This window comes from Lentilactobacillus farraginis DSM 18382 = JCM 14108 (assembly GCF_000583655.1).
Lineage (GTDB): Bacteria > Bacillota > Bacilli > Lactobacillales > Lactobacillaceae > Lentilactobacillus > Lentilactobacillus farraginis.
The window spans coordinates 14,993-38,764 of the sequence record NZ_BAKI01000016.1 but is presented as its reverse complement, the minus strand read 5'-3'; the positions used below and the strand labels follow the sequence as shown (position 1 = coordinate 38,764).

The 23,772-nt window shown below is 43.2% G+C and carries 18 protein-coding genes and 5 pseudogenes; 21 read left to right on the top strand and 2 right to left on the bottom strand.

Annotated elements, in window-relative coordinates; all coding sequences use genetic code 11:
- Positions 1-3 precede the first annotated feature (3 nt).
- Positions 4-534, top strand: coding sequence for a nitroreductase family protein (locus JCM14108_RS07180; RefSeq protein ID WP_035179723.1), 531 nt, complete (start codon positions 4-6; stop codon positions 532-534).
- Between the two features lie 116 nt (positions 535-650).
- On the opposite strand, the gene rpmB is transcribed toward JCM14108_RS07180, so the two are convergent.
- Entirely contained in the window at positions 651-836 is a 186-nt protein-coding gene (gene rpmB / locus JCM14108_RS07175) for a 50S ribosomal protein L28 (RefSeq protein ID WP_035179685.1), read from the bottom strand.
- 227 nt (positions 837-1,063) lie between these two features.
- Here rpmB and JCM14108_RS07170 point away from each other — a divergent pair, with 227 nt between their 5' ends.
- From JCM14108_RS07170 to JCM14108_RS07080, 19 genes and pseudogenes are all read left to right on the top strand, one after another.
- Complete coding sequence (locus tag JCM14108_RS07170; protein WP_035179682.1) at positions 1,064-1,429, top strand: Asp23/Gls24 family envelope stress response protein; 366 nt, start codon at positions 1,064-1,066, stop codon at positions 1,427-1,429.
- Between the two features lie 72 nt (positions 1,430-1,501).
- Positions 1,502-3,180: pseudogene (locus JCM14108_RS07165) on the top strand (DAK2 domain-containing protein).
- 129 nt (positions 3,181-3,309) lie between these two features.
- The gene (recG, locus tag JCM14108_RS07160) at positions 3,310-5,340 is read left to right on the top strand and encodes an ATP-dependent DNA helicase RecG (protein WP_035179720.1); all 2,031 of its coding nucleotides are present in this window, start codon (positions 3,310-3,312) and stop codon (positions 5,338-5,340) included.
- A gap of 11 nt (positions 5,341-5,351) precedes the next feature.
- Positions 5,352-6,394: pseudogene (gene plsX, locus JCM14108_RS07155) on the top strand (phosphate acyltransferase PlsX).
- 65 nt (positions 6,395-6,459) lie between these two features.
- A complete protein-coding gene (acpP, locus tag JCM14108_RS07150) occupies positions 6,460-6,702 on the top strand; it encodes an acyl carrier protein (RefSeq protein WP_035179680.1) in 243 nt (80 codons plus the stop codon).
- Positions 6,703-6,762: 60 nt separating this feature from the next.
- Positions 6,763-7,473 carry a ribonuclease III gene (gene rnc, locus JCM14108_RS07145; protein WP_035179678.1) on the top strand — a complete coding sequence of 237 codons (711 nt, stop codon included), beginning with the start codon at positions 6,763-6,765 and terminating at the stop codon, positions 7,471-7,473.
- A 14-nt stretch (positions 7,474-7,487) separates the two neighbouring features.
- Positions 7,488-11,038 (top strand): annotated as a pseudogene (smc, locus tag JCM14108_RS07140) (chromosome segregation protein SMC).
- The gene (gene ftsY, locus JCM14108_RS07135; RefSeq protein WP_035179675.1) at positions 11,039-12,460 is read left to right on the top strand and encodes a signal recognition particle-docking protein FtsY; all 1,422 of its coding nucleotides are present in this window, start codon (positions 11,039-11,041) and stop codon (positions 12,458-12,460) included. It begins immediately after the preceding pseudogene.
- Between the two features lie 130 nt (positions 12,461-12,590).
- Positions 12,591-12,938 carry a putative DNA-binding protein gene (locus JCM14108_RS07130; protein ID WP_035179672.1) on the top strand — a complete coding sequence of 116 codons (348 nt, stop codon included), beginning with the start codon at positions 12,591-12,593 and terminating at the stop codon, positions 12,936-12,938.
- Positions 12,939-12,951: 13 nt separating this feature from the next.
- Complete coding sequence (gene ffh, locus JCM14108_RS07125) at positions 12,952-14,391, top strand: signal recognition particle protein (RefSeq protein ID WP_035179669.1); 1,440 nt, start codon at positions 12,952-12,954, stop codon at positions 14,389-14,391.
- A 106-nt stretch (positions 14,392-14,497) separates the two neighbouring features.
- Positions 14,498-14,773, top strand: a complete 276-nt coding sequence (rpsP, locus tag JCM14108_RS07120) for a 30S ribosomal protein S16 (protein WP_035179666.1) — start codon at positions 14,498-14,500, stop codon at positions 14,771-14,773.
- 17 nt (positions 14,774-14,790) lie between these two features.
- A complete protein-coding gene (locus tag JCM14108_RS07115) occupies positions 14,791-15,039 on the top strand; it encodes a KH domain-containing protein (protein ID WP_035179663.1) in 249 nt (82 codons plus the stop codon).
- 66 nt (positions 15,040-15,105) lie between these two features.
- Positions 15,106-15,630, top strand: coding sequence for a ribosome maturation factor RimM (gene rimM, locus JCM14108_RS07110; protein WP_035179661.1), 525 nt, complete (start codon positions 15,106-15,108; stop codon positions 15,628-15,630).
- Entirely contained in the window at positions 15,620-16,417 is a 798-nt protein-coding gene (gene trmD / locus JCM14108_RS07105) for a tRNA (guanosine(37)-N1)-methyltransferase TrmD (protein ID WP_035179658.1), read from the top strand. Before rimM ends, trmD begins: the two co-directional genes overlap by 11 nt.
- 92 nt (positions 16,418-16,509) lie before the next feature.
- Positions 16,510-16,869, top strand: coding sequence for a 50S ribosomal protein L19 (gene rplS, locus JCM14108_RS07100; RefSeq protein WP_035179656.1), 360 nt, complete (start codon positions 16,510-16,512; stop codon positions 16,867-16,869).
- Positions 16,870-17,049: 180 nt separating this feature from the next.
- Positions 17,050-17,981 (top strand): annotated as a pseudogene (gene xerC / locus JCM14108_RS07095) (tyrosine recombinase XerC).
- An 11-nt stretch (positions 17,982-17,992) separates the two neighbouring features.
- Positions 17,993-18,535, top strand: a complete 543-nt coding sequence (hslV, locus tag JCM14108_RS07090) for an ATP-dependent protease subunit HslV (protein ID WP_035179654.1) — start codon at positions 17,993-17,995, stop codon at positions 18,533-18,535.
- A gap of 13 nt (positions 18,536-18,548) precedes the next feature.
- Positions 18,549-19,964: an ATP-dependent protease ATPase subunit HslU gene (gene hslU, locus JCM14108_RS07085; RefSeq protein WP_035179653.1), complete on the top strand. Its 1,416-nt coding sequence runs from the start codon at positions 18,549-18,551 to the stop codon at positions 19,962-19,964.
- Between the two features lie 20 nt (positions 19,965-19,984).
- A complete protein-coding gene (locus JCM14108_RS07080; protein WP_035179650.1) occupies positions 19,985-20,857 on the top strand; it encodes an aldose 1-epimerase family protein in 873 nt (290 codons plus the stop codon).
- A 167-nt stretch (positions 20,858-21,024) separates the two neighbouring features.
- Here JCM14108_RS07080 and plsY read toward each other — a convergent pair whose 3' ends face one another.
- A complete protein-coding gene (gene plsY, locus JCM14108_RS07075; protein WP_035179645.1) occupies positions 21,025-21,654 on the bottom strand; it encodes a glycerol-3-phosphate 1-O-acyltransferase PlsY in 630 nt (209 codons plus the stop codon).
- A 148-nt stretch (positions 21,655-21,802) separates the two neighbouring features.
- Between plsY and parE the strand changes: the two are divergent.
- A pseudogene (gene parE, locus JCM14108_RS07070) lies at positions 21,803-23,757 on the top strand (DNA topoisomerase IV subunit B).
- Positions 23,758-23,772: the final 15 nt, after the last annotated feature.

The following is a 23,772-nucleotide window of genomic DNA, read 5'->3' as shown; positions in this document are numbered from 1 at the left end:
ATTTTGAGAACAATCGATGCAATCTTAAATCGAAAATCGGTTCGAACCTATACCGGTAAACCGGTCTCGGATGCAGACCTGAAACAATTATTGAAGACCGCTTACGCGTCACCGGTTTCGATGGGTGAATACAGTCATTTAACACTTACTGTAGTAACGGCTTCCAAATGGCTGCAAAAATTGGATCAAAATGCACAGAAAACTTTTCATACTGATAAATCGATGTTGTATGGCGCACCACTGTTTATTATTGTTTCGACAAAACTACAGGGAACGCCAGCGGATAACGGTGCCTATTCCAATGCGGCAACGATCGTTGAGAACATGAACATCGAAGCAGTTGAACTTGGTTTGGGAGCCTGCCATATTTGGGGCGTCACCACCGCGTTAGCCCAAAATCATGAGCTGATGCGTGAAATAAAGGTACCAGACGGCCAAACACCGGTTGCCGGGCTGGTAGTTGGTGAGACGACCGAAGCGTATACCCCTCGTAATATTCCGATGGATCGGATCAACACCATCAAGTTGACCTGACTATATATTGTAGTTGCTAAAAAAGGATTCAGAAAATTGCTGCCGATAGTGGCGGTAACTTTCTGAATCCTTTTAAATTGTAAAAGACTGGTAAAACCAATCTCTTCAGTAATTAATTAAACGCGGGTAACTTTACCTGATTTAAGCGTCCGAGCAGATACCCAAACTTTCTTTGGTTTACCATCAACAAGGATCCGAACTTTTTGCAAATTTGGCTTCCAGCTGCGACGGCTTGAGTTCAAGGCATGTGAACGTTTGTTACCAAAGTGGGTCCGTTTGCCATTGATAAAATCTTTAGCCATGGGGTAACAAATCTCCCTTCTTTAAGTATTCCAGTGTTGAATTTCTGAATCATTACACTTGAATAATTTATCATAGTTGCCTTGATATTGCAATACTTTTCTTTCAAGTAATTATACTTGACACTGCTTTTTAATTTGAATGTGCTTACTTTGGTTTTGTACGGGATTGTGGTAATATTAATTATCGTTAATATGTTGACAGATTAATTGAAGGAGGCTGTTTATACATGGCCGTCAAAATAAAGACAAAATTTGGCACGGTAGATATTGACAACGACGTTATTGCAAACGTGGTTGGCGGTGCTGCCACCGATAATTACGGTGTTGTTGGTATGGCAAGCCGCAACCAAATTCGTGACAATATGAATGATATTTTGAATAGGGAAAACTATTTTAAGGGTGTTGAAGTTAAACAGCACGACAATGAAATTGTTATCAATGTCTATATCATTGTTGCTTACGGCAATAAAATTTCTGAGGTTGCCAAAGCCGTTCAGGCAAAGGTTAAATATGATTTACAAAGCATGCTTGGCGTAACCGCTAATTCGGTCAATGTAATTGTTCAAGGTGTTCAGGTAGCAACCGAAGACTAACATTACGAAAATTGACCAAGGAGGATAAACTAGTTGAAAGTAACGGAAATTACCAATACCGAATTTACGGCGATGGTTCAGGCTGCATCTAACAAATTAAATAAAAATACTGATTTTATAAACTCTTTAAACGTTTTTCCCGTTCCTGATGGAGATACCGGGACGAATATGAGTTTATCGTTGGCCAGTGGTTACAAGTACGTTAATAAGGACGTCAGTAACAAGGTTGGGGATCTTTGCGCCTCACTTGCCAAGGGGCTGCTGATGGGTGCCCGGGGGAATTCGGGTGTGATTCTGTCCCAAATCTTTCGTGGCTTTTCAAAATCAACTGAAAATAAGACGACGCTGAGTGCTCAGGATTTGGCGGATGCTTTTGTTTCGGGCACCGAAACGGCTTATAAATCAGTTATGAAGCCGACGGAAGGCACAATTCTAACCGTTATCCGCATGGCTGCTCAAGCCGGTAAAAAGACGGCAGCGATGACCAATGATGTTGTGGCGGTTATGGATGCGGTTTATGAAAATTCAAAAACGGCTTTGAAAAAAACGCCGGATTTATTGCCGGTTTTGAAGCAGGTTGGGGTTGTTGATTCCGGTGGTCAGGGATTAATGTTTGTTTTGGAAGCCTTTGACGATGTTTTAAATGGTCGCGTTGACGATGAAAGTGGTGAGTATCAACCGACTGATGCCGAAATGACCGAAATGATCGACGCAGCGCACCATCAAAGTGTCCAAAGTAAGCTGGACCCTGATGATATTGTTTACGGTTATTGCACGCAGATTATGGTGCGGCTTGGAAAGGGCAAGGAAGTAGACCGTCAGTTTGACTATCAGACCTTTTATGATTACCTGGCTAAGTTGGGTGATTCATTATTGGTTGTTAACGACGATGAAATTGTGAAGGTTCACGTTCACACGGAACATCCCGGAAAAGTGTTGGCCTGGGGCCAGGAATTTGGTGATTTGGCAACGGTTAAAGTTGACAATATGCGGCTTCAGCAGGAAACCATTATTGAAAATGACGATGCTGATAAACAGACTGCTTCACCAATTCAAAAAGCGGAAAGTCTGGAAGCCAAGGCAGACCAGCCGGTTTCCGATACGGCAGTTATTGCGATTTCCTCTGGGAATGGTTTAAATAAATTATTTAAGAGCTTAGGTGTTAATTACATTGTTAGTGGTGGTCAAACAATGAATCCAAGTACCGCCGACATTGTCAATGCAATTCAAAAAACCGGTGCCAAGCGCGCACTTGTTTTACCTAATAATAAAAATATTTTTTGGCAGCTGAACAGGCTGCTCAAGTGGCTGAAATACCAACTGAGATTGTGCATTCAAAGACGATCTCACAGGGAATTACAGCGATGTTGGGCTTCAATCCGGATAATTCGCTTGATGAGAATCATCAAGCAATGGAAGACAATCTCTCAACGGTTAAATCCGGCCAGGTGACTCACGCTATTCGGGATACAAATATTGATGGCTTTGAAATTAAAAAGGGCCAGTATATGGGGATCGCCGATGGTAAAATTGTTGTGGTTGAAGACAAAGCTGTTCCAGCAGCTATTTCAATGGTTGGTAAGATGCTGGATGAGGACAGTGAGGCAATCACAATCATTTGGGGTGATGGCGCCAATGAAAAGCTGGCCGATCAGGTTCAAGCCGGCATCCTTAAACTGGATGATGAACTTGAAGTTGAAGTTCATGAAGGCGATCAACCGGTTTATCCGTTTTTGATTTCCGTAGAATAGTATAAGTACGAAGAGAGGCTGGGACTGGTTCCCAACCTCTTTCTGCCGTCATACAAGCACTTTTAACCGGTGCTTTTGGATTAACGGAGAACGATGGTCGTGATTTTTGAAGGGAAGGGAACGGTTGACTTGGCTGGTTTAAATGATTCAGTAGCGGTACTTAAAGGTGTGGGCACAAAACGACAGGTTGCCCTTAATAAATTGGGGATTAATACCATCAACGACTTGTTAACCTATTTTCCCCGCCGATATGACGACCTTTCAATTAAAGATCCTTCAAGTGCCGTTGATGGTCAAAAAGTAACGGTGAAAGGCTTGGTGATTGCCCCACCGATGTTGACGTATTTTGGTAGAAAAAGAAGTCGGCTGGTTTTTAGGCTGAGAATAAATGATCAAATTTATACGGTTTCCTTTTTTAATCAGCCATGGTTGAAGCGGGAAATTCAGCCTAATAGTGAGTTGATTGTCTTTGGAACCTATAACCGAGCGCGAAACCAGATTCAGGGAATGAAGATTTTAAATGCGCAGACTTCAAATGCGTTTGATTCAATTTATCCAGCTAATAAAGAGGTCAAACAGGCAACCATCAAATCATTGGTCAAACTGGCTTACGAAACTTATCATGATCAAATAGTCGATATTATTCCCGCTTCACTGCGGGCTAAATATCGACTGGAATCTTTTTCGGACACAATTAGAAATATTCACTTCCCAGAATCTCCCAAGGCGGCTCAGCGCGCTTTTCGAACTGCCAAGTTTATGGAATTCTTTTTATTTGCGATGAAGGTTCAAATCTTAAAAGCCGCGCATCGCAAGCAGGATCCCCAAGCTGAAATTAACTATCAGGAATCTGTAGTAACAAAATTCCAAGAAAATTTACCGTTCAAACTAACAGCGGCGCAGCAAAAGGTGATTCAAGAGATTCTCGCTGATCTATCCCGACCCATTCAAATGAACCGACTACTTCAGGGAGACGTCGGCAGTGGTAAAACGGTGGTGGCCGCGACCGCTATTTTAGCGACGATCAGTGCTAATAAGCAGGCGGCAATTATGGCGCCAACTGAAATCTTGGCGGAGCAGCATGCCAATAATTTTGCCAAAATGTTTGCCGGTCTACCCGTTAATATCGCCCTGTTAACAGGGGATACGTCGGCTGCTGCCAGAAAGGCCATGCTGCCAAGTATTCAGACCGGTGAAGTTGATTTGGTAGTCGGTACCCACGCTTTATTTCAAGCCGATGTCCAGTATGCCGATCTGGGATTGGCGGTAATTGATGAACAGCATCGATTCGGGGTTAATCAACGGCAAGCGTTGCGTCAAAAAGGGACCAGCACCAATATGCTGGCCATGACAGCAACGCCGATTCCCCGGACACTGGCGATTACAATGTATGGTGACATGGACGTTTCGGTTATTAACCAGCTGCCTTCCGGTCGAAAACCCATTAAAACAACTTGGATAACCGCCAGTAAAACCAATGCCGCCGTTCGGTTCGTCAAAAAACAATTGGACAGTGGTAATCAAGTATACGTGGTAACACCGTTGATTGAGGAATCAGAAGCGGTTGATATGAAGAATGCCGTTGCGATTTTTGAACGGTTTAAAGCTATCTTTGAACCCCAATATCAGGTTGGCCTGCTGCATGGCCAGATGTCCAATCAGGAAAAAGACGCCACAATGCTTCAGTTTAAAAATAATCAATTTCAGGTTTTGGTTGCGACAACGGTTATTGAAGTAGGAGTCGACGTGGCCAATGCCAACACCATGTTGATTTTTGACGCGGATCATTTTGGGCTTGCTCAGCTGCATCAGTTAAGAGGCCGGGTTGGCCGGGGTGCCACGCAGGCGTACTGTATTCTGATTGCCGATCCAACTAATGAAATCGGCAAGGAACGGATGAAGGCAGTTGCCAGCAGTACAAACGGTTTTTTTCTTTCCCAAAAGGATTTGGAACTTCGTGGTCAGGGGGATATTACCGGTCAAAAGCAATCGGGGATGCCTGATTTCAAAGTTGCCGACCCGGTTGGTGATTTAAATATTCTAACGGTTGCCAATCAGGAAGCACAAAGGATTACTGCTGAAAAACATTGGAAAACCAAACCGGAAAATGTACAATTAGCAAAGTATTTACAATTTAGTCAAACTATTAATTACGATTAAGGAGATTCAAGATGAAAATTGCTGTTGACGCAATGGGTGGCGATTACGCCCCTAAAGAAATTGTTGAAGGTGTTGCACTTGCCAGGGATGCTTACCCGGAGATTGAGTTTTTATTATTTGGATTAACCGATCAGATTCAAAAATACTTAAAAGATGATACCCGAATTGAAATTAAGCAGGCCGATGAGGTGATTGAGATGGGCGATGAGCCGTTAAGGCCATCAGGACCAAAAAGCAGTCCAGCATGGTACTGGCTGCGACTGCCGTTAAAGAAGGGCAGGCAGATGCTTTCTTTTCAGCTGGTAACACGGGTGCCATATTAGCGGCCGGATTATTCATTATCGGCCGGATTAAAGGGATTGACCGACCGGGACTTGCAACAACCCTGCCGGTAGTCGCCGATAAAAAGCAGAAAAATTTTGTAATGCTTGATGTTGGTGCCAACGCTGATACCAAAGTGTTAAATATGTATCAATATGCTTTAATGGGTAAATATTATGCGGCCAACGTCATGAAGGTTGACAATCCAGGAATTGGTCTGCTGAACAACGGTACCGAAGCCGATAAAGGAAATATGGACCATCGAAAAGTTCATGATCTGCTTGAGGACGATCAGGATATTCGCTTTATTGGCAACGTTGAATCACGGGAATTGTTGAACGGTGCAGCCGACGTTGTCGTTACCGACGGATTTACGGGTAACGCAGTTCTCAAAAGTATTGAAGGTACGGCCTTATCCATGCTTCATTTGATAAAGGGTCGGATTATGTCGGGTGGTGTCTCTGCCAAACTTGGTGCTGCCATGCTAAAGGGGACTTTTGGTGAAATTGCCAAGGCAATGGACTATTCCCAGTACGGCGGTGCTGTTTTAATGGGTGTTAAAGCACCGGTTGTTAAAACCCACGGCAGCACCAAAGCGCCAACGGTTAAAAATACCATTGGCCAAATTAAACAAATGATTGATTCGAAAATGATTCCTGAATTAAATGACTATTTGACAAGTCATGCTGATCAGCTCCAGGAAATCAAAGAGACTATCAAAAACAGTAAATAGTTTGCTATAATGGGATTTGAATTTAATAAAGTTTGAATTAATAAAGCGAGACAGGTGTAAAATATATGGATAAAAAAGAAGTATTTAACAAAATTGCCGATCTGGTAGCCGATCAATTCAATATTGACCGGGAAAAAATTACCGGCAGTTTGAATTTCCGCAAGGACTTGGATGCTGATTCAATTGATTTTGTTGAATTTGTCCTTGATCTCGAAGATACATTTAATGCTGAAATTTCCGACGAAGACGCGGAAAAATTAAATACAATCGATGAAGCTGTCGATTATGTAATGAGTCATCAAAACTAGGCTGTGTGATAAATAAAGTGATGAGCCGAGTACCGTGAAAATTAAATTGGAGGCAATTGTTTGATACCAGGATTAAATGAAATGTTAAAGCATGACTTTAATATTCATGTTGATAATCAGGATTTACTTGATGAGGCTTTTACACAGGCCTCGTACGTCAATGAACATCGTGATCAACATTTAAAATTTTACGAACGGCTGGAGTTTCTCGGAGACGCCGTTCTTCAGTTGATTGTTTCAGAGTATATTTTTAAACGTTATCCCAAGTTACCCCAGGGCCGTTTGACCAGACTGCGGGCAGCAATGGTTAATGAACAAAGTTTTAGTACGTTTGCTAGGGAATGCCATTTTAATAAGTACATTCGGCTGGGAAAGGGTGAAGAAAAAGCCGGCGCTCGGGACCGTGACTCGTTACTGTGTGATATCTTTGAATCATTTGTCGGGGCACTGTATTTGGACCAGGGTAAAAAAGTGGTTGAGGGGTTTGTGCAGCAGGTCATCTTTCCGAAACTGGACGAGGGGATGTTTGCCAAATTCTTTGATCATAAGACTGAGTTACAAGAATTGGCTCAAGAAGACGGACCGGTTGATATTGACTACGAGTTGGTTGATGAATACGGCCCTGACAATGATCGACTTTTTAAAGTCAACGTTTCTATTGACGATAAGGTTTTGGGAGTTGGTGTTGGTCACTCTAAAAAGGACGCCGAGCAACGGGCTGCTCAGGAAGCCTTAAAGCATTTTAGCAAACGGGAAGATAATTTAGTTTAGATTGGAGAAACATCGTGCAACTTAAATCCATTGAAATCATTGGCTTTAAATCTTTCGCCGAAAAAACAACGATCACTTTTCCAAATGGCATGACCGGTATTGTCGGCCCAAATGGCAGCGGAAAAAGTAATATTGCCGAAGCAATTCGTTGGGTTCTGGGAGAACAGTCTGCCAAAAACTTGCGTGGGTCGAGAATGCCCGATGTTATTTTTTCAGGATCAGCTGATAGACGGTCGCTTAATATGGCGGCCGTTACTTTGCTGTTGGATAATTCTGATCATTACCTTGATTCACCATACTCGGAAATCAAGGTGTCGCGAAAGCTTTTTCGAAATGGTGATAGTTCCTATTTTATCAATGAGAAGCAGTGTCGTTTAAAAGATATTGCCGATCTTTTCATGGATACGGGAATCGGTCAGGGAAGCTTATCAATTATTTCGCAAGGAAATGTTGAAGAAATCTTTAACAGCAAACCAATTGATCGTCGCTCGATTTTTGAAAATGTCGCCGGAGTTTATAAATATAAGCGGCAAAAATCAACCGCGCAATCGGAAATTTTGCAGACAAGTGATAATTTGGACCGGGTTAACGACATTATTCATGAATTAGAAGTCAGATTACCCCCCTCGAGGAGCAAAGCAGCCAAGCAACAGATTATTTGGATCAAAAAAAACGGCTTGATGAGTTGGAAAAAAGACAGCTGATTATGTCTATTAAGCAGCGGTTTCAAGAGAAACAAAAGCTGGCAGACCAGTTAAAAGATGCTGAAGCGATGGTTAAAAAACTGACGGTCCAAATTCAAAAAACAAAGCAGCAGCGAAATACGTTGAAAGATCGGTTGGGTCAGGATCGTCAGACGGTTGATACTTTAAATTCAAAACTAATGTCAATTACAACGCATATCGAGTCGCTAAAAAGCAAGCAACAGTTATCATCACAGGAAAATAGCTTTAAGAACGCGGATTTACAGCGGTTAACCGGGCAGCTTGAGAAAACGGCCAGTCAGCTTAGCGAGCTTGAAGAAAAGCTGACCAGGGCGAAGCATTCGGTTGATCAAACCAAAGCCGGATTGGCTCAAAATCGGGATCAACTGCGACTGATCCGGCAGCAGGCTGACCAGAACCAGGTGCCAATTATTGAGGAAAAGATCAAACAACTCCACGCAGCGTATTTTGATCTTTTACAGCAACAAAGTGATCTTAAGAATCAAATCTCTTTAAATCAAAAAGACAGCCAACGTTTTGAAGAACAAGTAAATGCTCAAAAAGCCAGAATTGAGCAGGTTAATGAGGAACTGGCATCTTATGAGCCGCAACTTAAGACCCAGGCCGAAAAGGTGAGCAAATCACAAACGGCGCTAAAGGCCGAACAACAGAATTTAACGCAATTACAGGTGCAATTAAAGAATCAAAGTCAATTAGTTGATCAAACGCAAAGCAGTTGGCTGGGGGCCTTAAAGGTTGCCGAGCAGGCGCGGGCGAAAGCCGATTCATTGAAGTCGCTTCATGATTCCTACCGAGCTTTTTACCGCGGCACGGCCAACTTATTAAGGCATCGGGACGCGCTTTCCGGTATTTATGGGCCGGTTGCTGATTACCTAAAAGTAAATGATCGGTTTGTCAAAGCGATTGAAACAGCCCTTGGATCTCAGGCACAGCACGTTATTGTAACGGACAATCAAAGTGCTTCGGCGGCAATTAAATTTATGACCTCAAACCGGTATGGTCGAGTCACGTTATTGCCGGTTTCAACCATTAAAGCCCGTCGATTGAATACCGCTTTGGTCACAGCTGCCAAACAGGTGCCCGGCTATATTGGCATTGCATCGGAACTTATAACGATGCCAACGGAATTTCGTGAAATCAAACAATTCTTATTGGGGACAACGGTCATCGCAGATACGTTGGATAACGCCATTCAAATTTCCCAGCGGATTCATCATCGAACCAGAGTTGTTTCACTGGACGGTCAGGTTGTTAATGCCGGCGGTTCATTGACCGGTGGTGCCAATAAATCAGCCAATCAGGGTGTCTTGGTGCAAAAAAGTGAATTGGAAAAATTAAATCGGGCAACGGATGAAATGGCTGGCAGATTATCGCAAAAAGAACACCAGTTGAAAACGGCCAAGGAAGCACTTGAAAAGATTCGAACTGGTTATAATCAAAGCCGCCAGACGACATTTCGCTTACAACAACAGCTGGATAACCAGACAAAAACATTAACGGCCCTGCGCCAAGCACAGGCTGCCAAGAAGCGACATTTGGAAACGTTGAAGTTGTCCCTGGTTAATGCTCAAAAGCAAAATCAGAGTCAAAATGAACAGGACTTGGTTGCCCAAAAGGCTCGTTTGGATCAGCAGATTAAAGATACCAGCACTAAGATAGAGGCCAACCAGGCACAACTTGGCAACGTTAAAAAGAATGCCGAGCTTTTTTCACGAAAAGAACAGTCGCTTCATGATCAGATCGTCATTTCAAAGGAGCAGCTCCAACATTACCAGGACGATCAAAAACGGCTTACCAGTCAACTGACACAGTTAAAGGCACAACGTCAATCTCTGAAAAATCAGCTTTCAACTTTGAAAGCTGATTTAGCGGAACAGATTGATCCGGTAGAGATTGGCAAGGCAATTGAGCGAGACATTGCTGAACAAAAGACCATCACTGCCTCACTAAATACAAAAAAAGAAACTGTCAGCCAAGCCGACAGCCGGTATGATCAGCTTCAAGCCGAACTGCAGAACCGACAGTCGAACCTAACGACTGCTGTTTTCGAACAGAAAGCCGTTAAAAAGCAGTACCAGGAGTTGACTGAAAACCTGACTGCCTCACTGGAACGGTTAAAGAATATTTTTAATGTTACCAAGGCCGATTTGGAGCGGTCGGATTGGCACTGGGATCTTAATGAACTTACCAGCCAAATTAAAATATTAAAAATGGGAATTGAAGAGATCGGACCGGTTAACATTTCGGCAATTCAAGAGTTCCAAGACGTTTCGGATCGGTATCATTTTTTGCTGAAACAGCGTCAGGATTTGTTGGATGCAAAGAATCACTTGACTTCAACGATGAATAAGATGGATCATACGATTACCGAGAAGTTCCAAACAACTTTTAACAAGGTCGCGGCGGCCTTTTCAAAGGTATTTATTGAAATGTTTGGCGGTGGTGAAGCCAAGTTGGTGTTAACAGATCCGGATGATTTGCTGACAACCGGGATTGAAATTATGGTAAAGCCGCCTGGTAAGAATTACAGGAGTTTAAGTCTGCTTTCCGGTGGCGAAAAGGCGTTGACAGCCATTACGCTTTTGTTTGCGATCATTAAAGTTTCGCCCGTCCCATTCTGTATTTTAGATGAGGCCGAAGCAGCTCTGGACCCGTACAACGCGGATCGGTTTGCCCGGTATTTGAAAAAATTCGGTAATGAAACCCAGTTTATTGTTATTACCCATCGGAAAGAAACTATGGTTTATGCAGATACGCTTTATGGAATTACGATGCAGGAATCAGGTGTCTCAAAAGTCGTCAGTGTTAATTTGGATAATTTAAAAACAGAGGTGAGTTAAATGGGCTTATTTGATATTTTTAGACGACGTTCCAAGAAAAATCAGGATGAGGAAAAAGAAAAACCGGCCGAACCGGAAACCCAAGCCCCTGAAAGCGACTCGAAATCGGCTGAATCATCGGCTTCAGCTGCCCAATCAAAAGCAAATTTAACGGCCGAGCCCGCCAGTGAGGTGCCGGCAAGTGATGTAGGCGAAGCTTCATCGGAGAAACCACAGGCTAAAGAAACAGCGTCGGCATCCGCTGAGGCTGCACCGGATGATGTCAAAGCGCCCGATTCGCAGGCGGCCGATTCAGCTGAGGCAACTGCCAGGAAGAAAGCAGCATCAATCAGGACGCCAGCGCCTTCTCAGGATAATGTCGCAGTTGACACCGAAACTGAAGGTAAACTTGAAAAGCCGGAATCAACTGTGACACCGACATCTTCACAAGCAGCCGGGTCATCGTCGGCCGCTTCGGTGCCAGACGATTCGGCGACCGAAGAAACGGCCACAACAACTTCTTATGAAAAAGGATTGGCTAAATCCAGATCATCATTTGGTCAAAAGTTAAATGCCTTATTGGCTAATTTCAGGCACGTTGATGAGGGCTTCTTTGACGATTTGGAAGATATGCTGATTGAATCGGATGTTGGCTTTGACATGTCAATGCGAATCGCTGACGAACTTCGTGAAGAAGTCAAGCTGAAAAATGCCAAAAAGCCTAAAGATGTTCAAAACGTAATTGTCGAAAAAATGATTGACTTGTATGATCAGGCCGGCAATGGTGAAAATGCAGCTATTAATATGGCCAAAAGCGGTCCAACGGTCATTTTAATGGTTGGGGTCAATGGTGTCGGTAAAACGACGACGATTGGAAAAATGGCCAAAATGTATAAGGATCAGGGAAAGAAAGTTGTTTTGGCGGCTGCCGATACATTTAGAGCCGGTGCAATTGAACAGCTGAACGTATGGGCAGAGCGTGACGGTGTTGAAATTGTTAAAAGCAAGCCCAAGAGTGATCCGTCATCAGTTGTTTTTGATGCGGTCAGAAAAGCCCGGGATGAAAATTATGACATCCTAATGGTTGATACTGCTGGTCGGCTTCAAAACAAAGTCAATTTGATGAACGAATTAAGCAAAATGAAGAAGATTTTGACTCGTGAAATTCCTGAAGCCCCGCATGAGGTCCTGCTGGTACTTGATGCGACTACCGGGCAAAACGCGATGACTCAAGCCAAAATGTTTAAAGAGGCCACAAACGTTACCGGGATCGTTTTGACCAAACTTGACGGGACTGCCCGCGGCGGAATTGTGTTGGCAATCCGCTCGGAACTTCATTTACCCGTCAAATATGTTGGACTGGGTGAAAAGGTAACCGATTTAAAGCCGTTTGATCCCAATGATTTTGTCTATGGCTTATTTAAGGGATTGATTTCAGAGTAGTACCGTCGTAATTGAAATCGGAGTTGACGGCTTCATAAAAAGCCGGTAATCTAAGTAGATGTGTGGGGCTGTTGTCAACAGCCGGTTAATGAATAATAATCGTAAATTGCGCGATTAGAGGAGCCCGGGTATGGCTAATGAACTTGAAAAAACAAATTATATCAATGCTTTATTTGAATTTTACGAACCGCTCTTAACAAAAAAGCAGGCGAATTACATCCAATTGTATTATGCTGACGATTTTTCGTTGGGTGAAATTGCAGAAGAGTATGATATTAGCCGCCAAGCAGTTTATGATAACATTCGCCGATCCGAGAAAATTTTGCAGCAGTACGAAAACAAGCTCAATTTATATCATAATTTCATTGAGCGAAATGAAAAGTTGGATCAAATTCAGGCTTACGTAGCGAAACACTATCCCCATGATGCCGAATTAAACAAAATGATTAGTAGTTTGGAAACTACCGAAGAAGAATGAAAGTGGTGAAAAAATGGCTTTTGAAGGACTAACCGAACGTTTACAAAACGCGATGAAAAAGCTTCGTGGCAAAGGAAAAGTCAGTGAAGCCGATCTTCGGGCAACCATGCGGGAAATCCGGTTGGCGTTGCTTGAAGCCGATGTTAATTTCCAAGTTGTCCGAAAATTTGTCAAGACAGTTGAGCAACGGGCAAAAGGTGCCAAAGTGCTTGAGGGGCTGAATCCTTCTCAACAAATTGTTAAAATAGTTGATGAAGAATTAACCAAAACAATGGGAGAAGAAGCGGTTCCGCTCAATAAAGCGCCTAAAATTCCGACGATTATTATGATGTCCGGGCTTCAAGGTGCCGGTAAAACAACGACAGTCGGTAAATTAGCACTCAAATTAAAAAATGAGCAGAATGCCCGCCCATTGTTGATCGCGGATGACGTTTATCGACCAGCTGCCATCGAACAACTGCAAACAGTTGGCCAGCAGATTGATGTACCGGTCTTTCAGTTAGGGACGGATGTCGATCCGGTTGAGATTGCCAAACGGGGATTGGAACAGGCGAAAGCCGATCATAACGATTATGTGATTATCGATACCGCCGGTCGGCTTCAAATCGATGAAAAGTTAATGGGCGAGCTGCGCGACATTAAAGAAGCAGTCAACCCGAATGAAATTTTACTGGTAATTGATGCCATGACTGGGCAAAACGCCGTTGCGACTGCGGAAGGCTTTGATAAGGCACTGGACGTTACCGGGGTTGTCCTTACCAAGTTGGATGGCGATACCCGGGGCGGGGCTGCACTATCAATTCGGGCCGTGACCGGTAAGCCGATCAAGTTTGTTGGTCAGGGAGAAAAAATGGCCGATTTGGATGTCTTTCATCCTGATCGAATGGCTTCCCGAATTTTGGGAATGGGGGACATGCTTTCCCTGATTGAAAAGACCCAGAAAGAATATGACCAAAAGCAAGCTGAGGAACTTTCTGAAAAAATCAAGGAAAATACTTTTGATTTTAATGATTTTCTTGACCAACTTGATCAGATTCAAAAAATGGGTCCCTTGGATGAAATTATGAAAATGATTCCGGGAATGGCCAATAACCCGGCGCTTCAAAATGTTAACATGGGTCCCAAAGACATGGATCACTTAAAGGCAATTATTTATTCCATGACCGAGCAGGAACGAACTGATCCGGATGTCATGAATCCCTCAAGACGGCGGCGGATTTCGCGGGGATCAGGACGTCCAATTCAGGAAGTCAACCGCATGATCAAACAGTTTGGCCAGATGAAAACAATGATGAATAAGGTTTCCAAAGGCAACATGTCCGGAATGGAAAATATGATGAATCAAACCGGCATGGGCGGCAAATTATCCAATTTGGCGATGAAACAATTTAGTCGCAAAATGAAAAAGAATAAACGAAAGCGATTAAAAAAGAAACGCAAAAAGAAGCATTAAAGCTAATCTTTTAAAGAGTTTTAATGGTGTAAAGAAAAAAACCTTTACAAGCACTTCAAATGCTGGTATATTATTAATCGTTAAATGATTATAGGAGGTAAAATGCATGTCAGTTAAGATTCGCTTAAAGCGCATGGGTTCAAAGAAGCGTCCATACTACCGTATCGTCGTTGCAGATTCACGCAGCCCTCGTGATGGTCGTTTCATCGAAAACGTTGGTACTTATAGCCCATTAACGCAACCAGCCAAGGTTACTCTTGAAGAGGAATCCATTATGAACTGGTTGAATAACGGTGCGCAGCCATCTGATACAGTTCGTAATTTATTATCAGATGCAGGTATCATGAAGAAATATCACGAAGCTAAATACTCAAAAAAGTAAGTGAGTGATTTATCATCATGGTTAGTGTTGATGGATTAATTAAAAAAATAGTTTCACCGTTAGTCGATTATCCTGACGAAATTCAAATTTCGCACCATGAGTCGGATCGTTTTATGGAATACCATCTTCGGTTAAATGAAGAGGACGTTGGTCGAATTATTGGAAAGCATGGTCATGTTATCCAAACTATCCGGACAATTGTTTATAGTGTTCCAGTTGATGGGCCGAAAAAAGCTCGTTTAATCGTTGACGATGAAAAGCAATAAAGGGGTTCTTAAGCGAAACGAAGGTTTTGTTTGAGAGCTTTTTTATTATTTTAAACGGAGGCTTAAATGAATTACTATAACATTGGTAAAATTGTCAATACACAGGGAGTTAAGGGGGAAGTACGGGTCGTAACGATTACTGATTTTCCTGAGAAGCGCTTTAAAGTTGGCAACCGGCTATACGCACGGACTGCCAAATCCAAAACGTTAATTCCCCTGGAAGTTGATGGTGTTCGAAAACATAAGCAATTTATTTTATTACACTTTAAAGGCTACCCGACCATCAATGACGTTGAATTTCTTAAACCTTCCGAGTTGATGATTGATGAAACCAGTCTTTCAAATGATGATCTAAAACCGGGGGAATATTATTATCATCAAATTATCGGTTTGGACGTCTACGAAGGCGACCAATTAGTCGGCCAGGTTAAAGAAATTTTGTCACCCGGCGCCAATGATGTGTGGGTTGTACAGCGAAAAGCCAAAAAAGACCTATTGCTGCCAAAAATTGATTCGGTCATTAAAGATGTTGACTTGGAGAATCATCGAATTATGGTTGAGATTCCGGAGGGCTTGGATGATGCGGATTGATGTTTTAAGTTTATTTCCGGAAATGTTTACGGTACCGATGCACGATTCGATTATCGGCCGGGCAATTGAAAACAAGACAATTGATTTAGCCGTTACCAATTTTCGCGACTTTACCAAAGATAAGCACCGACATGTTGACGATTACCCGTTTGGCGGCGGTGCCGGGATGTTGCTTCAGGCGCAACCGATTATTGATGCCTACGAGCATACCAAAAAGGTTTCGACAGAAGCCGGGTACCCCGATGGTAAAGTTATTTTGATGGATCCTGCCGGCAAAACATTTCGGCAGGCTGACGCGGAGATGTTATCCCACGATACACACTTGACATTTATTTGTGGCCATTATGAAGGCTATGACGAACGGATCAGGTCCATTGTGACCGATGAGTATTCGTTGGGGGACTTTGTTCTGACCGGCGGTGAATTGCCGGCAATGGTGATGATAGACGCCATTACCAGGCTGATTCCGGGTGTCTTGGGAAATAATCAGTCCAAAGTAGAAGAATCCTTTTCAACCGGACTGCTGGAAGAACCGCAATATACCAGGCCGGCTGACTTTAGAGGGATGAAGGTTCCTGAAGTGTTGATGAACGGTGATCACAAAAAGATTGCACTGTGGAACCAAAAAGAGGCACTTCGACGAACCTACTTAAGAAGGCCGGACCTGATTGATCATCAAAAATTAACCAGCACCCAGAAGAAATTATTGGCCGATGTCCGAATTGAAGAAGCGGAAAAGCAACGGCTAAATACTTCTGACAAGAAAAACCACTTTACAGGAGAGTAACGACTGTGGTACACTAACTTTTGGCGCAAGCCGCAAAACAACATTCCGCTGTCGAACAAGATAATGAATGTTAGTGAAAGGAAGATTTGTTCATGCGACAAAACAAACTGATCGATATGATCAACGAAAAACAACTGCGGGATGATATGCCGGATTTCCGTGCCGGAGATACAGTTCGCGTCCACGTTAAAGTTGTTGAAGGTAACAGAGAACGTATCCAATTATTCGAAGGCGTTGTTATTAAACGTAAGGGATCAGGTATTCAATCCACATACACCGTTCGAAAGGTAAGTAACGGTGTTGGTGTTGAACGTATTTTCCCACTTCACTCACCACGAGTTGATAAACTGGAAGTTATCAGACATGGTCACGTACGTCGTGCCAAGCTTTATTACCTGCGTAACCTACAAGGTAAAGCTGCTCGTATTAAGGCTTCTGTTCGACCACGTTAATTACCTAAAAACCGTATCCCGTTGTGGATGCGGTTTTTTGTGTTATAATATTATTATTCGAACAAATGTTTGAGATTTTCTAAATATTAGCAATAATCACCTAATTACCAAGAAATTTAACGGGTAATTTGATATGATTAAGTAGTTCGATTGAATTAAGTTTAGAAAGCTGGGATTGGCATGGATGATTACCAAACAATGGATTGGTTTTTAAAGTATCTGCGAAGTGAACGTCACTATTCAGAGGATACCATTCTGGCTTATCAAAATGATTTGACCGAGTTTTTAAAGTTCTTAAAGGAAATACCGGGTGATCATGAAACTTTGGTAGAAATCGATTCCTTTGATGTGGAAGCTTACTTAACCAGTCTTTACGAAAAGAAATACGCGCGTAATAGCATCGCACAAAAGATATCGGCGTTGCGCTCGTTTTATAATTTCTTGATTAAGAATGAGACCATTAAAAATAATCCTTTTGAATATGTTCATTTAAAAAACCAGAATCGGCGCCTGCCGCGGTTTTTTATCCCAATGAAATGCAAGCGCTCTTTTCAGCAGCTAAAACCGGTGAACGCACATTGGCTTTCCGAAATTCGGCAATTCTTGAAGTTTTTTATTCAACTGGCATTCGGGTAAGCGAAGGTGTTAATCTGCAATTAAAGGATATGGATTTGAACAATCAGGTATTTTTAGTAACTGGGAAGGGAAACAAACAACGGTATATTCCGTTTGGTGATCCGGCTAAAGCTGCAATCGAAGCTTATTTGAAATATTCGCGGGAACCGATTATGACCAAATATCACCAAAAACATGATTATCTCTTTGTTAATCATTACGGGAAACCATTGACATCTCGAGGAATCGCGTATATTTTAGATGGCATCATTAAGGCAAGCAGCTTGACAACCAACATTCATCCGCATATGTTAAGACATACGTTTGCGACCGAAATGCTCAATAACGGTGCCGATATGCGGTCTGTGCAGGAGCTTCTGGGCCACAGCAGCTTATCAACGACCCAGATCTACACACACGTTACCAAGTCACACTTAATGAGTGATTATCAAAAGTATTTTCCAAGAAATAGTCAATCTCTAAAACCAAAAAAGTAAGGGAGTTTATTATGCCAGTAAAATTTGAAGCAACGACAATTGTAGCTGTACGTCACGGTGGCCATTTGGCAATGGCGGGTGACGGCCAGGTAACGATGGGTGAAAAAGTCATTATGAAGGGAACTGCCCACAAAGTTCGCCGAATTTATGACGGCAAAGTTGTTGTCGGCTTTGCCGGAAGTGTTGCCGACGCATTTAATCTTGAAGAACGATTTGAAAAGAAACTTAATCAATACGATGGCGATTTGAAACGTTCCGCCGTTGAATTGGCCCAAGATTGGCGCGGTGATCAACAATTACAAAAACTTGAAGCACTGTTAATTGTGATGAACGATAAAGATTTACTGCTGGTTTCAGGCCAGGGTGAGGTAATTGAGCCCGATGATGACATTTTGGCCATTGGTTCGGGCGGCAATTTTGCATTGGCGGCTGCAACGGCAATGAAACACCATGCCCAAGATATGAGTGCCCGAGAAATCGCCGAGGCCGCCATTCACATTGCCGGCAACATTGATATTTTCACGAATCAAAACGTTATTTCTGAAGAATTATAGAGGAGAGATTCAATTGACAGAGTCCACGAAAAGTCCCAAAGAAATAGTTGAAATTCTTGACCAATACATTGTTGGTCAAACCGAAGCTAAAAAAGCGGTTGCGGTCGCCTTACGAAATCGTTATCGGCGGATGCAGCTGTCAAAAGCGATGCAGGATGAAATTTCGCCTAAGAACCTGTTGATGATTGGACCGACGGGGGTCGGGAAAACTGAAATCGCCCGACGGTTGGCCAAAATTGTTAACGCCCCCTTTGTAAAGGTTGAAGCGACCAAATTTACCGAGGTTGGTTACGTAGGCGGCGATGTCGAATCCATGGTTCGGGATCTGGTTGAAAATGCAGTTTTGCTGGAACAAAATGACGCGTATAAAAAAGTGCGGGCCGATGCAGAAAAGCAGGCCAACAATCAGCTGGTAAAGCTTTTGGTACCGGCGCAAAAGAAAAAGAATCGGCAAAATGACATGCAGAACTTAATGAGCATGTTTAGTCAATTACAGAACGGCCAGATGCCTACTGAAAATAATGATGCTGATCAAGAAGAAGTAACCGAAGACGTCCGTGAAAAACGGATGTCGGTATCCGATAAACTTCGGGCCGGATTGCTTGAAAACGAACAGGTAGAAATTGAAATGGATGATCCATCTCAACAAGCTGCCGGTCAAAACTCAATGATGAATCAAATGGGGATTGATTTAAACGATGCCCTTTCAGGCTTAATGCCGAAAAAGAAGATTAAGCGAACGGTACCGGTTAGTGAAGCTCGCGAGATTTTAATCCGCCAGGCATCGGAAGAATTAGTTAACAAAGCTGATTTATATCACAATGCGATTGTCCGGGCTGAAAATACGGGAATTATCTTTATTGATGAAATTGATAAGATTGCGCCCGGAAAAGCTCAGAATTCCGGTGAAGTTTCCCGAGAAGGGGTTCAACGTGACATTCTGCCGATCGTCGAAGGTTCGCAGGTCAACACCAAGTATGGTCCCGTCAACACCGACCACATGCTTTTTATCGGTTCCGGTGCGTTTGCTGAAAGCAAGCCTTCCGATTTAATTCCCGAACTACAGGGACGATTTCCGATTCGGGTTGAGTTAAATGATTTAAGCAAGGATGATTTTGTCAAAATTCTAACCGAACCAACCAACTCGTTGACCAAACAGTATATTGCATTGATTGGAACTGATAATATCAAGGTAACGTTTACGATTGAGGCAATCAACCGCATTGCCGAAATTGCCACGGAGGTTAACCACAACACTGATAACATCGGGGCTCGGCGACTACACACCATTTTGGAAAAATTACTGGAAGATATCTTGTATGAGGGCCCTGATATGCAGATGGGTGATATTACCATTACGGAAAAGTATGTTGACGATAAGGTTGGCAAACTGGCAGGAAATAAGGACTTATCCAGATATATTCTTTAAAAACATTGTTGGAGGATTAAATGATAACCTTAAAAAATCAGTATTTAACTGTTCAGGTAAATGAATTTGGTGCCGAATTAACCAGTGTAAAGTCTGAAGATGGTGCCGAATACATTTGGCAGGCCGACCCGGCCTATTGGAAACGTCACGCGCCGATTCTCTTTCCAATTGTCGGTCGACTCAAAGATAATCAGTACGTTTATCAGGGAAAAGACTATCACATGACACAGCACGGGTTTGCCCGGGACAACCAATTTCAGGTGACAAATCAAAGTCAGACGGCAGTGACCCTGGTACTGACACAAAACGCGCAAACACTGGCAAAGTATCCCTTTAACTTTGAACTAAAAGTGAACTTTGAACTCAAAGAACATGAATTGGCGGTTCATTTTACAGTTACTAATCCAGATGATAACGAATTACTGTTTTCGTTGGGCGCTCATCCTGGTTTTAACGTGCCTTTCGCCGGTGTTGGTGATTTTACGGACTACTTTATTCGAGTGGCACCAAAAAAAGTCTATCGTCGGATTCCGTTAAAGCCACCGTATAGTGATCCCGAAGATCCTCAGGAATTAGATTTTACCAAACCACTGCAGCTGCAGCATGAGCTTTTTAAAGATGATGCACTGGTACTGGATCTAAAGGACCAGGAAACCACGGTTATGTTGGCCAATTCACACGATGATCATGGCGTCGCGTTGTCGTTAAGCAAGGCCCCTTACGTTGGAATTTGGTCACCATCCCCCAAACAAGCACCGTTCATCTGCATTGAGCCGTGGTGGGGACTGGCGGACACTGTTAACGCAACCGGTCAATTGGCAGATAAATTTGCCGTTAATCGCTTAACCGGCAAGCAGCGTTTTGACGCCGGTTATCAAATTAGTTTCTTTTAACTTGGAAAATAGAATTTTTGGACACATTAAAAGCGGGCAATTCTTATTGAATCGCTCGCTTTTAATTGGGCTGATTTTTCTAAAAGTATTAAGATTTCGTATCTTAACGTTGTCTTGTTGACGACGGTTATGATAGAATCAGATTTGCTTTGTATGAGTAAGCCGGCTTACTCATGACGGGTTCGCAGCAGATTACCAAGGCCAAATGGCACCATACGCTCGTTTCCGTGAAGAATCCGCTTAATATTAGCCCAGTGACGATAAATAATGAAGACGGTCAAAACTGCTGCTAGGATGAATAAGTAAGTGTCGTGAATAAAAAAGGTAGCAATCGTGATGCAAGGGAACGTAATGATACTGGCTAGGCTCACCATACTTGTTAGTAGAATGATGAGTATCCAAATGCCAGCCGCCAGGAAAAAGAATGACGGTTTATAGGCCAGCAGCATCCCGGCACTGGTAGCGACGGCCTTTCCCCCTTTGAACTTATCAAAGACGGAAAAGGTGTGCCCCAGAATCGCGGCCAGGCCGAATAAAAGCGGATTAATTGTGGCAACGTGAAAGAACATCGGCAGTAATGTCGCAACGGCACCTTTTGAGATATCCATCGCCATGACAACCGAACCGGCAATCGGGCCCAAAACCCGGTATGTATTGGTTGTGCCGATATTACCGGATCCGTGTCGACGAATATCGATATGAAAAAAGGCCTTTCCGATCCAGACGCCACTGGGAATTGAACCAAGCAAATAAGCAATAATGAACATCAGGACAATCTTTTCAATATTAGAATCCATGTTTAAACCCCACTACAATCATGTTTTGTTAATATAATAGCACTTCTAATATTAGCATGATAATGGCGAAGCGCCAATAAAATTTGTTTTCCAAAGATGTTAATTTAGGTTATGATGAAGTAGATTGTTTAAGAAGGAGTCATGAAAAATGGTAAAACAGAAACAAAAATACGATGATTCCTCGATTCAAATTCTTGAAGGACTCGAGGCAGTCAGAAAACGCCCCGGTATGTACATCGGGTCAACAGATTATCGAGGCCTGCATCATCTAGTATATGAAATTGTCGATAACGGTGTCGATGAAGTTTTAGCCGGATATGGTGACATGATCAACGTGACAATTCACGAGGACAACAGTATTACGGTTGTTGATCACGGCCGGGGAATGCCGGTCGGCATGCACGTTTCCGGCAAGCCGACGCCGGAAGTGATTTTAACCCAGCTGCACGCCGGTGGTAAGTTTGGCCAGGGCGGTTATAAAACTTCTGGCGGGCTTCATGGTGTGGGCGCCAGTGTTGTGAATGCTTTGTCAACTTGGTTGAAAGTGACCATTGTTCGAGATGGCTACAAGTATGAAGAGGACTTTAAGGACGGCGGCCATCCGGTCGGAACGCTGCGGAAATTAGGAAAGACAAAAGCGCACACCGGAACAACGGTTAGCTTTAAACCGGACCCAAGTATTTTTACCAGCACGGTCTATAATTTCTCGACGTTGTCAGAACGTCTTCGAGAATCGGCATTTTTGTTAAAGGGCACCAAGATTACGTTAAAAGATGAGCGCCCCGGACAGGAACAGGAAGAAACTTTCCACTACGAAGAAGGAATCAAGGAATTTGTTCAGTACTTGAATGAGGACAAGCATACGCTTGGCGACGTAATGTTTTTTGATGGGACCAAAGATGGTGTTGAAGTTGAAGTCGCTGCCCAGTATAACGACGGCTATTCAGAAACGATGATGTCATTTGTCAACAATGTCCGAACCAAGGATGGTGGTACCCATGAGGCGGGCTTAAGAAATGCCTGGACAAAGGCGTTTAACGATTATGCCCGCAAAGTTGGTTTGTTAAAAGATAAGGATAAGAACCTGGAAGGCAGTGATGTTCGTGAAGGTCTGTCAGTTGTCTTATCCTTACGAATTCCGGAAGAAATCCTGCAATTTGAGGGTCAGACCAAGGAGAAGTTGGGGACGCCCGAAGCCCGATCGATTGTTGACAGCGTTGTTAGTGAGAAGCTTGGCTACTATTTAATGGAAAATGGTGAATTTGCGCAAATGCTGGTACATAAGGCATTAAGAGCGCGCCAAGCTCGGCAGGCGGCTCGCCGGGCCAGGGATGAATCCCGAAACGGTAAGCGCCATAAGAAACAGGAGCGTCTGCTTTCAGGCAAATTAACACCGGCCCAGTCGAAGGATTACAGTCGAAATGAACTCTTTTTAGTCGAAGGGGATTCGGCCGGCGGATCAGCCAAGCAAGGTCGGGATCGTCGTTATCAGGCAATTTTACCGTTGCGAGGAAAAGTTTTAAATACCGAACGGGCCAAATTGCCGGAAATTATGAAGAACGAAGAAATCAACACGATGATTTATACAATCGGTGCCGGTGTCGGCGCTGACTTTAATATTAAAGATGCCAATTATGACAAAATTATCATCATGACGGATGCGGATGATGACGGAGCGCACATTCAGATCTTATTATTAACGTTCTTTTATAAGTATATGCGGCCGATGATTGATGATGGTCGCGTGTTTATCGCATTGCCGCCACTTTACAAGCTGCAGCGTGGAACCGGTAAAAAAGCCAAAATTCAGTACGCCTGGACAAACGAAGAGTTGGATTCGGTTTCCAAATCGTTTGGAAAGGGCTACAGTTTGCAGCGGTTTAAAGGATTAGGTGAAATGAATGCCGACCAACTGTGGGAGACAACCATGGATCCTAAAACCCGAACGCTGATTAGGGTCAGCATTGATGATGCCGCCTTGCTGAGCGCCGGGTAACCACTTTGATGGGGGATAAGGTTGAGCCTCGGCGAAAATGGATTGAACAGAACGTTAAATTCAATCTGGAGGAAGAAGGCAGTATTCTCGATAATACCGCGAAATAAAAGGATAGGGAGATT

Bases quoted from the DNA above. Each gene is read 5' to 3' on its own strand.
- rpmB (WP_035179685.1), bottom strand. From the start codon at position 836: ATGGCTAAAGATTTTATCAATGGCAAACGGACCCACTTTGGTAACAAA.
- JCM14108_RS07170 (WP_035179682.1), top strand. From the start codon at position 1,064: ATGGCCGTCAAAATAAAGACAAAATTTGGCACGGTAGATATTGACAAC.
- acpP (WP_035179680.1), top strand. From the start codon at position 6,460: ATGGATAAAAAAGAAGTATTTAACAAAATTGCCGATCTGGTAGCCGAT.
- ftsY (WP_035179675.1), top strand. From the start codon at position 11,039: ATGGGCTTATTTGATATTTTTAGACGACGTTCCAAGAAAAATCAGGAT.
- JCM14108_RS07130 (WP_035179672.1), top strand. From the start codon at position 12,591: ATGGCTAATGAACTTGAAAAAACAAATTATATCAATGCTTTATTTGAA.
- ffh (WP_035179669.1), top strand. From the start codon at position 12,952: ATGGCTTTTGAAGGACTAACCGAACGTTTACAAAACGCGATGAAAAAG.
- rpsP (WP_035179666.1), top strand. From the start codon at position 14,498: ATGTCAGTTAAGATTCGCTTAAAGCGCATGGGTTCAAAGAAGCGTCCA.
- JCM14108_RS07115 (WP_035179663.1), top strand. From the start codon at position 14,791: ATGGTTAGTGTTGATGGATTAATTAAAAAAATAGTTTCACCGTTAGTC.
- rimM (WP_035179661.1), top strand. From the start codon at position 15,106: ATGAATTACTATAACATTGGTAAAATTGTCAATACACAGGGAGTTAAG.
- trmD (WP_035179658.1), top strand. From the start codon at position 15,620: ATGCGGATTGATGTTTTAAGTTTATTTCCGGAAATGTTTACGGTACCG.
- rplS (WP_035179656.1), top strand. From the start codon at position 16,510: ATGCGACAAAACAAACTGATCGATATGATCAACGAAAAACAACTGCGG.
- hslV (WP_035179654.1), top strand. From the start codon at position 17,993: ATGCCAGTAAAATTTGAAGCAACGACAATTGTAGCTGTACGTCACGGT.
- JCM14108_RS07080 (WP_035179650.1), top strand. From the start codon at position 19,985: ATGATAACCTTAAAAAATCAGTATTTAACTGTTCAGGTAAATGAATTT.
- plsY (WP_035179645.1), bottom strand. From the start codon at position 21,654: ATGGATTCTAATATTGAAAAGATTGTCCTGATGTTCATTATTGCTTAT.